Origin of the sequence: Actinomadura flavalba DSM 45200 (genome assembly GCF_000374305.1) — a bacterium.
Classification (GTDB): domain Bacteria; phylum Actinomycetota; class Actinomycetes; order Streptosporangiales; family Streptosporangiaceae; genus Spirillospora; species Spirillospora flavalba.
On sequence record NZ_KB894096.1, the window covers coordinates 234,493 to 248,302 of the forward strand.

Sequence of the window (13,810 nt, forward strand, 5' to 3'; positions counted from 1 at the left end):
CCGCCTCCCAGAAGGCCGCCCCCCGGAGGCGCCGGAACGGGCTCGGTCGTCGACGACAGATCACCGACGATCGCCTCCACGGCCTGCTCGGCGGGTGTGGTCTCGGCAGGGGCGTCCATGGGGCTGTCCGGGTCGTGCTTCACCGTGCGGCGCTCCTCTCGAAACCACTTGCGATAAGGGAATGTTATCGCAAGTGGCTCTATGGCGATCAAACGCGTGCGCGTGTCGTGAAAGCAAACGCGTGCACGCGTACGCGATCGGATATAGCGTGTGCGGCGTGGAAGACGGAGACATGACGCGGCTGGAAGATCCCTCGGTGCTCGCGCAGGACGAGACGGACGCCAGGAGAGAGCGGGACCATCCCTTCGGGCGGTGCCAGCTCGTCGACGAGCGGGGGAACCGCTGCGGGGAGCCGCTTCCGGCTCCGCCCACCGACGAGAAGGGCAGGCCGCGCGGCGGGCGGCGCAGCAAGTACTGCTGCAAGGCGCACGCCGACAAGGCTTCACGGTTGCAGCGCGCCGCCGCCGCGGCCGTCACGACGACGGGCCAGCAGCGGGCGGCCGAGCTGGCCGAACGGCTACTGCCCTCGCTGCGCGACCAGCAGCAGGCGTTGCACACCCTGCTGCGCCACCTGGAGGAGATCGACGCCGCCGCCGTCAGCCGCGTCGAGGCGGCCGAGGCCGAGGCCGAACGCGCCCGCCGCGACGCGGGACTGGCCGAGAAGGACGCCCAGGAAGCCGGGCGCAGCGCCGCCACCGCGTCCCGGCAGGCCGAACGCGCCGAACGCGAGCGCGCCGAGGCCGTCGAACGCGAGAAGGAGGCCACCGAACGCGCGCTGGCCGCCGACGGACGCGCCGAAGCCGCGCTGGAGGCGGGCGCCCAGGCGTCCCAGCGCGAACGCGAGGCGCTGCAACGCGTCACGGAACTGACCGGCTACCTGTCAGCCGCCCGCCAGGCCCTGGAGACCGGGCGGCACGCACACCGGGAACTGGAGAAGGAGGCGCGCACCGCGCAAGAGGCCCTGAAGACCGAACAGGCCGAGCGCGCACGTCTGGCCGGAGAACTGACCGATCTCCGCCGGGAGACGGCCGCCGACCGCGAGCGCGCCGCCGCCCTGCTCCAGCAGGCCGAACGGACGACCGAACAGGTCCGCGCCGACACCACCGCCGAACTGTCCCGGCTCCGCGAAGCACTCGACCGCGCGGAACACGACCGCGCCGCCCACGCCGACCGTGCGGCCGAGCAGTCCGCCCAGACCGCCGCCGCCCGCGCCGCCGCCGAGGCCGCCGAGCAGGCCCACCGGGACAGCGTGGCCCGCCTGGAACGCGATCTCCTCACCGCCCGCCAGGACGCGGACCGCCTCCGCGAACGCGCCGCCACCGCCGAGCTCCTGCTCCACCAGGCGACCGCCCGCTCCGAGACCACCACCCCGCCCACACCCACGACGGACCCCGCACCCTGACCCAACCCGGCTGGCCTGGGTCGGTGCGTCCTTGTGGGCTTGGGCTGGTCAGGGGGTGGGTTGCGCCAGGCGGGACGCCAGGTCGCGTAGTTGTTCCGGGCGGGGGTTCGCTCCGGTCAGCACGGTCGCCAGGCGGTGGCCGGGGATCGTGTTCGCGGCGATCGCCGCCAGGCCCGCCACGCCGGCCGGTTCCAGGAGGACGGCCAGCGTGCGCGCCGCCAGCTCCATCGCGTCCGCGATGGCCTCGTCCGGCACGAGGACGATCTCGTCCACCAGCCTGCTCGCCCGGCGCACCGACTCCGCCGAGGGCGCGCCCACCGCGATGCCGTCGGCGAAGGTCCGGGTTCGTTCGAGGTCCACCGCGCGGCCCGCCCGCAGACTCTCCAGCATCGACGGCGCGCCCGCCGCGTTGACGCCCACGATCCGCGTGCCGGGAGCGTGCTCCCGCATCCACCGCGCCACACCGTTGATCAGCGCGCCGTCGCCCACCGGGAGCACGACGGCGTCGAAGCCGGTCCCGGCGCGGGTCAGCTCGGCGCCGATCGTCCCGGCACCCTCGGCGATGGCCGCCTGGACGCCGTCCTGGAGGTGGACGCGGCCGGGGTGACGTTCGGCGTGCGCGGCGGCGGCCCGCCGCGCCGCCGTGCCGTCCCCGTCGACCACGACGACCCGGGCCCCGAAGGTCTCGATCCGCTCCTGCTTGCCGGGGTTGATCGTCGCGGGCACGAACACCTCGACCGGCATCCCGCGCACTCGTCCGGCATACGCGACGGCCTGCCCGAAGTTGCCCGAACTGGCGCACACCACCGGCGTGCCGGGCGCGAGCGTGCTCAGCATCAGGTCGGCGCCCCGGCCCTTGAAGCTGCGCACCGGGTTGGCCGTCTCCAGCTTGACCGTCACCGCGCGGCCGCCCAGCTCCCGGCACAGCCGCTCGTCCAGGTACTGCGGGGTGTTCAGGAACACCGGGTCGATCACCCGCGCGGCCTTCTCGATCCGTGCCACGTCCAGGTCCATGCGCGCCACCCTTCCTCGTGCCGACCCGGCCGACGCTAATCGAACGCCCGATCGACCCGATTGAGAATTTTCGCGTCCGGACGCAATAATCTTGCATGCCCGAAGCGCCACCGCCCCGCCTGGACGAGATCGACGCGCTGCTCCTGGACCTGCTCCAGCACGACGCCGACCGCACCCTGCACGACCTCGGCGAACGCGTCGGGCTCTCCCCGAGCGCCGTCCAGCGGCGCATCGCCCGCTACCGCCGGGACGGCCTCATCACCCGGCAGGTCGCCGTGCTCGATCCGCACCGCCTCGGCCCGACCGTCCTGGCCACCGTCCTGGTCACCCTCGACCAGGAGTCGTTCGAGCACCACCGCGCGTTCGCGGCCCGGATGCGCGCGGACGCGCAGGTCCAGCAGTGTTACCGCGTCGCGGGCCCGTGGGACTACGTGGTCGTCCTGGCCTCCCGCAGCATGCGCGACTGCGGCCGCGCCGGCGACCGCCTGTTCAAGGCGGACGACAACATCAGGCGGTACGAGACGCTGCTCGTCTTCGACACCGTCAAGACCGGCCTGGCCCTTCCCCCTCCGCTGCCGTGACCGCCGTCGGAACGCGGCGGTCAGGCACCAGGCGAGGGACGACGCGGACATACACCACCATGCCGACGACCTCCACCAGCGTCTGCGCGACCACGACCGCACCGGCGACGGCGAACCGGTCGGGCAGCGCCAGCGCGAGGGGGAGAACGACCAGGGAATTACGGGTGGCGCCGGTGAACACGATGGCGCGTCCGGCCGGGACGTCGAGACGGAACAGGCGGGCCACGGCCGCGCCCGCCACCGCCATGATCACGAGGAAGGCGACGTAGAAGGGCACCACGGCGGCGACGTCGCCGAGACTGTCGCCGATCTTGGGAACCTGGGAGGCGACCACGACGAGAAGCGTCGCGGCCATCAGCGGCACCATCGTGGTCCCGGCGGCGGCCGCCGCCCTCTCCCCGGCGGGACTCCGGGCGGCCCACGCCTGGACGGTCCACGCCAGCGCCAGCGGCACGGCGATCAGCACGACGAACGCCTCGACGAACGGACCGGCCTCCACGACGTCGGCCAGCTCCGAGCCCAGGAACAGGTACAGGAACCCCGGCAGCAACGCCATCTGCGCGACCAGCAGCAGCGGCGTCGCCGCGAGCAGCCGCCGCCCCGACCCACCGGCCAGCCCGGCGAAGACGATCACGTAGTCGATGCACGGGCACAGCAGCACCAGCAGGACGCCGACGCGCACGGCCTGGTCGGCGGGCAGGAGGACGAACGTCGCGGCGCCGACCAGCGGCACCACCACGAAGTTGACCAGCAGGGCGGCGGCGAGGAAACGCCCGTCCCGCAGCGAACGGAACAGCTCGGCGGCCGGTACCTGGAGGAACGTGACGAACAGCAGCGCGCCCAGTACCGGGTTGACGGCGTGTTCCAGCCCCGGTCCGAGGCCGGGCGCGACCCGTCCGAGCAGCAGCCCCGCCGCCATGGCGCCGAGGTACACCGCGACCTGGTGGCGTTCCATCCGCTCGACCGCTCCCTGACCCGGCCCGGCTCGCGCCGGTCGGGGGGCCGGGCAAGAAGAAAGGCAAGGAGTCTCCCGCACTCCTCGCCACTCTCAAGGTATAGCGCACAGGGGGTCTTGCGGCAAGACCCGGGTCGTGCCGCACAATCGTCCACCGAAGCCGCTACCTGCGGGAACAGGCGCGGGCAGGCTGGGATGACGGGGGATTCATGATCGACGTGATCATCGCCGGTGGCGGGCCGACCGGTCTGATGCTGGCGGGCGAACTGCGGCTGCACGGGGTGCGCGTGCTCGTGGTGGAGAAGGAGGCCGAGCCGGGCGAGTACGTCCGCGCGCTCGGCCTGCACGTGCGCAGCATCGAGGTGATGGACCAGCGCGGGCTGCTGGAGCGGTTCCTCGCGCACGGCAAGAAGTACCAGGTCGGCGGCTTCTTCGCCGGGATCACCAAGCGGTGGCCCGATCGGCTGGACACCGCGCATCCGTACGTTCTCGGCATTCCGCAGCCGGTCATCGAGCGTCTGCTGACCGAACACGCCCTGGAACTCGGCACCGAGATCCGACGCGGCAGCGAACTGGTCGGACTGACCCAGGAGGACGACGGGGTGACCGTCGAGCTGGCCGACGGCACGCGGCTGCGCTCGCGCTACCTCGTCGGCTGCGACGGGGGCCGCAGCACGGTCCGGCGGCTGCTCGGCGTCGGCTTCCCCGGCGAACCCGCCACGGCCGAGACGCTGCTGGGCGAGATGGCGCTGACCGAGGACCCGGCGACGGTCGCCGAGGTCGTCGCGAAGGTCCGCGAGACGCAGTTGCGGTTCGGCGTGATGCCCCTCGGGGACGGGATGTTCCGCCTCGTCGTGTCCGCCGGGGGAGTGGCCGAGGATCGCACGGTCCCGCCCACGTTCGAGGAGTTCCGGCGGCGGCTCGACGCCACGGCGGGGACCGACTTCGGCGCGCACTCGCCGCGCCGCCTGTCGCGCTTCAACGACGCGACCCGGCAGGCCGAGAAGTACCGGGCCGGGCGGGTGCTGCTGGCGGGCGACGCGGCCCACGTCCACCCGCCGCTCGGCGGGCAGGGCCTCAACCTCGGCATCCAGGACGCGTTCAACCTCGGCTGGAAGCTGGCCGCCGAGATCGACGGCTGGGCGCCCGACGGCCTGCTGGACAGCTACGAGACCGAGCGGCACCCGGTGGCCGCCGCCGTGCTGGACAACACCCGCGCCCAGTCCGAGCTGGTCTCCACCGCGCCGGGCGCGCAGGCCGTGCGGCGGCTGCTGTCGGAGCTGATGGACTTCGAGGAGGTGAACCGGTACCTGATCGAGAAGATCACCGCGATCAGCGTCCGCTACGACCTCGGCGAGGGGCATCCCCTGCTCGGACGGCGGATGCGCGACGTCCGGCTCAAGAACGGGCGCCTCTACGAGCTGACGCACCGTGGCCGGGGGCTCCTGCTCGACCAGACCGGCCGACTCTCGGTGGCGGGCTGGGAGGACCGGATCGACCACGTCGTCGACACCGCCGAGGAGGTGGACGCGCCCGCCGTGCTGCTGCGTCCGGACGGTCATGTGGCGTGGGCCGGGGAGGACCGGCGCGACCTCGTCGACCATCTGCCCCGGTGGTTCGGTGCCGCCAGCCCCTGAGCCGTCGCACCCATAGCCGTTCGGGTATGGCCGGGCGTCCGTAGCGATATTGGACAGGCCCGGCCGGTTCCTGATCTGCTTCTGACATGAGACGACAGCTCTGGTTGCGGACCGGCGTCACCGCTCTGGCCCTCGGCGCGCTGGCCACCGGCGGCGTGCACGCGCTCGGCGCCGGCGCCGAGCCGGACCGCGCGGCGCGTCCCGCCGAACGGACGAGCGCCGCGGTGGCCGCGAACCCCGGGCTGGACAGGGCGCTGCGGGCACTGGAGAAGTCCTATGACGGACGCATCGGAGCGGTCGGCATCGACCTGGGCACCGGACGCACCGTCGGGTACCGCGCCGACGAACGCTTCCCGTTCAACTCCGTCTTCAAGGCTTTCGCGTGCGCGGCGGTGCTGCACAAGGCGCGCAACGGCAGCCCCGGACTGATGGACCGGATCGTCCGCTGGACGCCGTCCGAGGTCGCCGAGCTGAAGGAGAACTCCCCGGAGACCACCGAGTACACCGACACCGGCATGACGCCCGCGCAGTTCTGCCGCGCGGGGATCACCAGGTCGGACGGCTTCGCGGGCAACATGATGCTGCGGCAGATCGGCGGGCCCGCCGGGCTCACCGCGTTCTTCCGCGCCCAGGGCGACCGGACGAGCCGCCTGGACCGTCCGGAACCCGGCCTGACGGAGTGGAGCCCCGGCGAGCGGCGCGACACCACGTCCCCGGCGGCGGCCGCACGCACCTTCTCCGCGCTCACGGCGGGCGGGGCCCTGCACCCGGACGACCGGGCGCGGCTGGTCGGCTGGCTCAAGGCCACCGTCACCGGAGACAAGCGCATCCGCGCGGGCCTGCCGAAGACCTGGACGGTCGGCGACAAAACGGGAACGGGCGGCGCGAGCAACCACGGCACCGCCAACGACCTCGCGATCGTCTGGCCCCCCGGCGCGACCGCGCCGATCATCCTGTCGATCTTCACCAACCGGACCGCCGACAACACCCCGGCCGAGGAGAAGGTCATCGCCTCCACCGCGACCGCGCTGGCCCGAGCCCTCGGCAAACTCTGACCCCGGCCGGAGCCATCGTGCTCACTCGCGCGCGGTCACACTTTCACCGGGCGAGGCCGTGGTGCCCGCGCCCACCTGAGCTCGCGCGGCCGTACGCTGACCCGGGCGAGGCCGGGGTGCCCGCGCGTCCGCCTGTGCGTGCGCGTGGTCGTAGCTGGGCGAGGCGTCCGCTTCGTGCTGCTGGGGTTCGCGTGTAAGCCCTACGGGTGGCGGGGCTCCGTGGGTTACAACGGCCCGGCCTTCCAACGGCAGCCGGGCCGCACACGGCCCTCGGCGGCGGCTTGCCCGGCTGGGCGGGGACCAGGCGCGGCCGCCTCGATGGCCGCCGTGTCTGCGACGGTCACGAGTGGGGATGGGCGTGGGGTGTTAACGATCAGTTTTTGAGAAGCGGCGTGCCGTTGCCGGAAGGAGGATGGGAGCACACGCAGCGAGAAGGGGATCGACATGGCGAACACCAAGGCCGAGCAGAGCGAGGGCTTCACCGCCGAGGAGCGCGACGCGATGAAGGAGCGCGCCAAGGAGGTGCGGACCGCGCGGCGCCGCAGCGGGGGCAAGGCCAAGGCCGACGGCGACGCCGACATCCGCGCCAAGATCGCCGAGATGGAGGACGCCGACCGCGTCCTGGCCGAGCGCGTCCACGAACTCGTCCGCGCCGCAGCCCCCGGCCTGGAGCCGAAGCTCTGGTACGGCATGCCCGCCTACGCCAAGGACGGCAAGGTGCTCTGCTTCTTCCAGAGTGCCGCCAAGTTCAAGGCCCGCTACGCCACCCTCGGCTTCAACGACGTCGCGACCCTCGACGACGGCGCCATGTGGCCGACCGCCTTCGCCCTGACCAACCTCACCACCGACGTCGAGGCACACATCACCGACCTCGTAACCAAGGCCGCAACCTAAAACCGGCGCCGCCCCGGGCAACACGCCGCGGCCTGCGCGTCGTCATCTCCGACTTCCTGCCCGGCCCCACGACGACCCCTGCCGCCCCCACCTGGGACCCAAGACGACGACACACGCCCGCCCGCCACCGCCGCCCCCGGCCACGGCCCGCCGATCGCCGTGAGCCACACGCCCCCACCGCCCGCCCGACTGAATTCGCCCGAGCAGGCGTCCACGTCCCCACGCCACCAAGGCGTAAGGCAGCACGACGACGGCGACGCCGCCCTCAACGAGGGCGCGGGCGGCGACCGCCAGCAGGACGAGAGTTCATGCCCTCCAACAGGGCGTAACGCGCAAGGCCGTCAATACACAGCAGGACGCCCGAGCGCGGCCGCACCCAGCTATGCGGCGGAGACGCCCGCCTCGCCGACGTCGTCTTCGGCGGGCAGCCAGTCGTCGCGGCGCGAGCAGGCCACGCCGCTCGACGGGGCGTAACGCAAGGCCGTCGGTGCACGGCAGGACGCGCCCGAGCGCGGCTGCGCCCAGCTACGTGGTGGGGACGCTCGCCTCGCGGGCGTCTTCCTCGGCGGGCAGCCAGTCGTCGCGGCCGCCGCCGACCCAGACGCACCACCGATCCCGCAACGGGCGCGTCAGCCGCGACAAGACGTGTACGTGGGCGCCGCGTGCGAGGAGACCGCCAGCGAGTCGGCGCGTCCGGCATGTCTGCACCATCCGGGCAATACCGTGCGCCGGGCGCTCCGTGGGCGACGGCCTTCCGGAAGAACGCCTTCCGGCGGGGCCGCCGGGTGCCGGGTCCTCCGGGAGCGCGGCCAGGGTGCCCGTTGCGGGCGGTCGGGGTCTTTGGTGGTTGGGGGGAGTTTCAAAAAGACATGTGTGTCTGCTTGAATGTGGGTGTCTTGATCCTTCCGAGAAGCGAGTGAACATGCCCAGCTTCATGCGCAAGGCCGGTCTTCTGGTCGCGGCCACGGTGGCCGCGTTGCTGACCCCCGTCGCTCCCGCCGCCCAGGCGGACACCCGGCACCCGATCGGTGGTGGCACGGGGATCTATCAGCAGTTCGTGCAGACGCCCACCGAGATGAAGGTCAAGAGCTGCACGCTGACCGCGGTCGGCTATGACGGCGCGGGCAACCTGGTGGGCCTCAGCAACGCGCACTGCTTCGTCAACGACGCGGGCCAGAAGGTCCACGGCGACAAGGTCTACCTCGACCGGTCGCCGCACGGCACCTTCTTCAACCCGGCTCCGCCGCCCAGCAGCCTCGACTTCCTCGACGTCGGCGTGATCGGCGAGGTGACCTACATCAGCGAGGGCAACGGGTACTTCACCGGCGGCGTGGCCGGACCCGACTACGCCGTGATCAAGTTCGACGAGACCAAGGTGCGGCCGACGAACACGGTCTCCAGCCCGTCGGGTTCGCTGACGATCACGTCGCTCGGAGCCCGCCCGGCCGTCGGCACCCGCCTGTGCAAGATGGGTCACCGGACCGGACTGACCTGCGGCAAGGTCACCGGCCACGGCCCGGCGAACATCGGCCGCTTCATCAGCGCCGTCGCCACCAACGCGGGCGACTCCGGTGGTCCCGTCGTCGACGGGACCACGCTCGTCGGCAACCTCTGGGGATTCCCCGGCCATACCTCGATCGAGTTCATCATCGGTGACATGAACGCCCGGGGCGACGTGGGCGCGGGCTTCCACCTGCCCTGACCTCCCGTCCACCGGACCGGCGGCGCCCCACCACGCGGTGGGGCGCCGCCCTCTTTTCGTCACCTATCTTGACCGATCGTTCCACAATGGCCTAGGTTCACCGCCATGGCACGGACCAAGGAGTTCGACCCCGACGCGGTACTGCACCGCGCCATGGAGCTGTTCTGGGCCCGGGGCTACGAGGCGACGACGATGGCCGACCTGGTCGAGCACCTGGGCATCGGACGGGCGAGCATCTACGCCACGTTCGGCGGCAAGCGCGACCTCTACCTCAAGGCGTACGACCGGTACGTGGAGCTGGGGGTCGACTGGGCCGGGCTGCTATCGCAGCCGGGCCCGGTGCTGCCCGCCGTCCGGGCGCTGGTGGAGCGGTTCGCCGCCGACGCCACCGGGCCCGGCGCCGAGCGCGGATGCCTGGTCGTGAACACGGCCGTCGAGCTGGTGCCGCACGACGCGGCGGCGGCGCGGCGCGTGGCCGCCAACTGGGACTTCGTCGAGGCGACGCTGACCTCGGCGCTCACCCGCGCGGCGGCCCAGGGCGAGCTGGCGGCGGACCGCAACCCCCGGGCGCTCGCGCGGTTCGTGCTGACGGTGCTCCAGGGCATGCGCGTGGTGGGCAAGGGGGCGGACGATCCCGCCCGGCTGCGCGACGCGGCGGCGACGGCGCTGTCCGTTCTCGACTGAATCCCTCCGCGGGGGCGGCGCTGATGCACGCCTCCATAATTGACCGTACGTTCTACAATTGGAGAACCACATGTCTCGTTTCCAGGGCAGGGTCGCGCTCGTCACCGGCGGCGGCAGCGGCATCGGCCGCGCCACCGCGCGGGCCTTCGCCGCCGAGGGCGCGACCGTCGTCGTCGCCGGACGCGACGCCGCAGCCCTCAACGAAACCGTCGCGCTCATCGCGCGCGACGGCGGCAAGGCCGAGGCCGTCACCGCCGACGTCACCGTGGAGGACGACGTCGCCCGCCTGGTCGAAACGACGGTCGAGCGGCACGGCGGCCTGCACGTCGCCCACAACAACGCGGGCGTCCTCGGTGAGGCCGCCCCGCTCGCGGATCTGGACGCCGCCGCCTGGCGCGGCACCCTCGACGTCAACCTGACCGGCGTGTTCCTGTGCCTCAAGCACGAGATCCGGCACATGCGCGCCCACGGCGGCGGCGCGATCGTCAACACCGCGTCCAACATCGGCGCGCACGTGCGCCTGCCCGGCCTGGCGTCCTACGCGACGAGCAAGGCCGCCGTCAGCGTCCTGACCCGCGCCGCCGCCCGCGACCACGTCGCAGACGGCGTCCGCGTCAACGCCGTCAGCCCCGGCGCGGCCGACGCGCCCATGTCCGTGCGGCCGGGCGAGACCGTCGCGGACCGCGACGCCCGCCTCGCGCCCACGATCCCCCTCGGCCGCGTCGGCACGCTCGACGAGGTCACCGCCGCCGTCCTCTACCTCGCCTCCGACGACTCCGGCTTCACGGTGGGCGCCGACCTCGTCCTGGACGGCGGAGCCTCCGCCTGACCGGACGCGGCGGCGGCGCGCGCGGCCAGGTCCGCGAGGGCCGTGGCGACCGGCGGGGGGTCCAGGACGGTGTAGGGCATGGGGAGCAGGGTGAGGCGGTGGGCCAGGTAGGCGGGGGAGCCGGGGCGGGTGGTGAGAAGGGTCGTGGCGGCGTCGTGCGGGGTCAGGTCGCCCAGGCGGGCCGCCACGGACGCCTCGGCGGGCGGGGCGTGCAGGAGGACGCGGGCGCGGACGGCGTCGGCGCCGAGGGACCGGTGGACGAACGTCGCGGCGTCCACGCCGCCGGGCAGGGCACGGGCCGGTACGCGGACGCCGGTGCGGTGCACCTCGGTGATCCGGTCGACGCGGAACATGCGCCAGTCGGCGCGGGCGTCGTCGTGCGCGACCAGGTACCACCGCCGCGCCGCCGCGACCAGCCGGTGCGGCTCGACCAGGCGGCGCGACGCGGTGCCGTCCGCCCGGGTGTGGGCGAAGCGGACCTTCTCCCCGACCTGGCAGGCGCCGGCGAGGGTCGCGAGCGTCGCCGGGTCGGTCGCGGGGCCGCCCTCCACCGGCATCGGGACGGCGGCCTCGGCCACCGCGCCCAGCCGGTGCGCCAGCCGCTTCGGCAGCACCTGTTGCAGCTTGGCCAGGGCGCGCAGCGCCGCGTCCTCGACGCCCGGCAGGTCCGTCTCGGCGGTGGTGCGCAGTGCGACGGCGATGGCGACGGTCTCCTCGTCGTCCAGTAGCAGCGGCGGCATCGCCGTCCCGGCCGTCAGCCGGTACCCGCCGACGTTGCCGCGCGCCGCCACCACCGGGTAGCCCAGTTCGCGCAGCCGGTCCACGTCGCGGCGGATGGTGCGGACGGTGACGTCGAGCCGGTCGGCCAGCTCGGCGCCGGGCCAGTCGCGCGGGGTCTGGAGCAGGGACAGCAGGCGCAGCAGCCGTGCGGACGGATCACGCATCGGGCCAGTCAACCATGCGGACGTTCACTGTCCTGATGGCTCCCTAACGTGCGGAGCAACGGAACGGACGAAGGGGACCACCATGCTGCGGGGATTCGCGACCATCAACTACTGGGCCGACGACCTGGAGGCCGCCGTCGCCTGGTACACCGAGGTGCTCGGCATCGAGCCGTACTTCCGCGTGGACGGCTACGTCGAGTTCCGCGTCGGGGACTACCGGCACGAACTGGGGCTGGTCGACGGCCGGTACCGCTACGCCGACAGCGACGGCAGGCCCGCCGGACCCGTCCAGTTCTGGCACGTGGACGACGTGCGCGCCTCCTACCGGCGGCTCCTGGACCTCGGCGCGACCCCGGTCCAGGAGCCGATCGAACGCGGCGAGGGCTTCGTGCCCGCCGCCGTCCGCGACCCGTTCGGCAACGTGCTCGGCATCATGGAGAACGCGCACTACCTGGAGGTCCTGGCCGAGCGCTGAGCCCCCACCCGCTCGACGACGCTCCGGCCCCGCACCGATCACTCGTGCGGGGCCGGAGCGCCCCCGGCCAACTGTGCGAGCACCCGTGGCCCCCCCCCCACCGATCATCGAGCGAGGGCGGCCGGGCGCACAGGTCCCGGATGGCCGAGCGATCAGGCTCCGACCGGCTGGTGGGCGACGGGCGCGGCGTCGGCCGGGACGGACGGGTCGCGGCGCCGGAGGCCGGTCGCGACGACGATCGCGCCGAGCAGCGCCGTCACGAGCGGGACCAGCAGCGCCGCCCGCACCCCCGGCAGGCCCCCGCCCGCCGCGACGCCGACGACCGTCACGGCCGACAGGCCGAGCGCGGTGCCGAACTGGATCGAGGTGTAGAGCAGCCCGCCGGCCAGTCCCTGTTCGTGGTCGGGGACGCCCTCGGTCGCGGCCATCGTCAGCGGCGCGTAGGCGAGCGCGAACGACAGTCCGATGAGCAGCATCGTGGGGAACATCGCCGCGTACACGGTGTCGGTGCCGACCGGGAGGAACAGCGCGTAGGCGGTGACCGCCAGCAGCGTCCCGCCGAACAGCACCCGCAGGTTGCCGAACCGGTTCACCAGGCGCGGCGTGAGCGTCGGCGCCAGGATCGTGTCGATGCCCGCGACGAGCAGCGCCAGGCCGGTCTGCAGCGGCGTCCAGCCCCGGACCTCCTGGAGGTAGAGGGTCGCGACGAACTGGAACCCGGCGAACGAGGCCAGGAACAGCATCGCGGTGACGTTGGCGCGCACCAGCCGCGCCGACCGCAGGATGCCGAGCCGGACCAGCGGCTGGGGGTGCCGCCGCTCGACCACGACGAACACCGCGAGCAGCGCCGGGCCGAGGACGAGCAGCGCCGCCGTCAGCGCCGGGCCGTGCGAGGGGTTCTCCAGCCGGACGATGCCGTAGACGAGCGCGAGCATCGCGCCGGTGATGCTCAGCGCGCCGAGCGGGTCGAACCGTCCCGTCCGGGGCGTGCGCGGCTCGACGTCCAGCAGTGCCAGCGCGCCGAGCAGGATCAGCGAGGCCAGCACGACGGGCCCGAAGAACACCCAGCGCCAGCCGAGCGCGGTGAGCATCCCGCCCGCGACGACGCCGAGCGAGAACCCGCCCGCCGCCAGCCCCGCGTAGACGCCGAGCGCCTTGGTGCGCAGCGGGCCCTCGGGGAACGCGGACGTGAGCAGCGCCAGCCCGGCCGGGGCCATGAACGCCGACGCGACGCCGGTGGCGAAGCGGGCGAGCAGCAGCATCCAGCCCTCGGTGGCCAGCCCGCCCAGGCCCGAGAAGGCGATGAACACGCCCAGCCACAGCAGGAACATGCGGCGCCGGCCGAGCAGGTCGGCGGCGCGTCCGCCCAGCAGCATGAACCCGCCGTAGCCGAGGACGTAGGCGCTGACGACGCCGCTGAGCACGCCGGTGGACAGGCCGAGGTCGGCGCGGATCGCGGGCAGCGCCACGTTGATCATCGCGACGTCGATGCCCTCCAGGAACATCGCGCCGCCGAGGACCGCGAGGACGGCCCAGGCGCGTCCGCTGACGCGGTCGTGGGTGGTGGACACGGGTCCA

At 73.3% G+C, this 13,810-nt stretch carries 13 protein-coding genes; 9 read left to right on the top strand and 4 right to left on the bottom strand.

Annotated elements, in window-relative coordinates:
* The first annotated feature begins 277 nt into the window (after positions 1-277).
* On the top strand, positions 278-1,462 hold the full coding sequence (locus tag C229_RS0117055) for a coiled-coil domain-containing protein (RefSeq protein WP_155884894.1): 1,185 nt from the start codon (positions 278-280) through the stop codon (positions 1,460-1,462).
* Positions 1,463-1,510: 48 nt separating this feature from the next.
* On the opposite strand, the gene C229_RS0117060 is transcribed toward C229_RS0117055, so the two are convergent.
* Positions 1,511-2,476 (bottom strand): threonine ammonia-lyase, encoded by a 966-nt coding sequence (locus tag C229_RS0117060; protein WP_018656299.1) that lies wholly within the window; start codon positions 2,474-2,476, stop codon positions 1,511-1,513.
* Between the two features lie 95 nt (positions 2,477-2,571).
* Here C229_RS0117060 and C229_RS0117065 point away from each other — a divergent pair, with 95 nt between their 5' ends.
* Positions 2,572-3,057, top strand: coding sequence for an Lrp/AsnC family transcriptional regulator (locus C229_RS0117065; protein ID WP_018656300.1), 486 nt, complete (start codon positions 2,572-2,574; stop codon positions 3,055-3,057).
* Here the strand turns inward: C229_RS0117065 and C229_RS0117070 are convergent.
* On the bottom strand, positions 3,020-4,012 hold the full coding sequence (locus tag C229_RS0117070; protein ID WP_018656301.1) for an arsenic resistance protein: 993 nt from the start codon (positions 4,010-4,012) through the stop codon (positions 3,020-3,022). The two genes, C229_RS0117065 and C229_RS0117070, sit on opposite strands and share 38 nt — an antisense overlap.
* A gap of 209 nt (positions 4,013-4,221) precedes the next feature.
* Between C229_RS0117070 and rox the strand changes: the two genes are divergently transcribed.
* The 6 genes from rox (at position 4,222) to C229_RS0117110 (ending at position 10,813) form a co-directional block, all read left to right on the top strand.
* Complete coding sequence (rox, locus tag C229_RS0117075) at positions 4,222-5,649, top strand: rifampin monooxygenase (protein ID WP_018656302.1); 1,428 nt, start codon at positions 4,222-4,224, stop codon at positions 5,647-5,649.
* An 86-nt stretch (positions 5,650-5,735) separates the two neighbouring features.
* Positions 5,736-6,704, top strand: coding sequence for a class A beta-lactamase (bla, locus tag C229_RS0117080; RefSeq protein ID WP_026313880.1), 969 nt, complete (start codon positions 5,736-5,738; stop codon positions 6,702-6,704).
* A 444-nt stretch (positions 6,705-7,148) separates the two neighbouring features.
* A complete protein-coding gene (locus C229_RS0117085) occupies positions 7,149-7,598 on the top strand; it encodes an iron chaperone (RefSeq protein ID WP_018656304.1) in 450 nt (149 codons plus the stop codon).
* 922 nt (positions 7,599-8,520) lie between these two features.
* Complete coding sequence (locus C229_RS0117100) at positions 8,521-9,300, top strand: chymotrypsin family serine protease (protein WP_018656307.1); 780 nt, start codon at positions 8,521-8,523, stop codon at positions 9,298-9,300.
* Between the two features lie 105 nt (positions 9,301-9,405).
* A complete protein-coding gene (locus C229_RS0117105; RefSeq protein ID WP_018656308.1) occupies positions 9,406-9,984 on the top strand; it encodes a TetR/AcrR family transcriptional regulator in 579 nt (192 codons plus the stop codon).
* A gap of 70 nt (positions 9,985-10,054) precedes the next feature.
* Entirely contained in the window at positions 10,055-10,813 is a 759-nt protein-coding gene (locus C229_RS0117110) for an SDR family NAD(P)-dependent oxidoreductase (protein WP_018656309.1), read from the top strand.
* Here the strand turns inward: C229_RS0117110 and C229_RS0117115 are convergent.
* The gene (locus tag C229_RS0117115) at positions 10,741-11,757 is read right to left on the bottom strand and encodes a helix-turn-helix transcriptional regulator (RefSeq protein ID WP_018656310.1); all 1,017 of its coding nucleotides are present in this window, start codon (positions 11,755-11,757) and stop codon (positions 10,741-10,743) included. The genes C229_RS0117110 and C229_RS0117115 overlap by 73 nt on opposite strands.
* 82 nt (positions 11,758-11,839) lie before the next feature.
* On the opposite strand from C229_RS0117115, the gene C229_RS0117120 reads away from it, so the two are divergent.
* Positions 11,840-12,232 carry a VOC family protein gene (locus tag C229_RS0117120; protein ID WP_018656311.1) on the top strand — a complete coding sequence of 131 codons (393 nt, stop codon included), beginning with the start codon at positions 11,840-11,842 and terminating at the stop codon, positions 12,230-12,232.
* A gap of 152 nt (positions 12,233-12,384) precedes the next feature.
* Here C229_RS0117120 and C229_RS0117125 read toward each other — a convergent pair whose 3' ends face one another.
* Positions 12,385-13,803, bottom strand: coding sequence for an MFS transporter (locus C229_RS0117125; protein ID WP_018656312.1), 1,419 nt, complete (start codon positions 13,801-13,803; stop codon positions 12,385-12,387).
* Positions 13,804-13,810 lie beyond the last annotated feature (7 nt).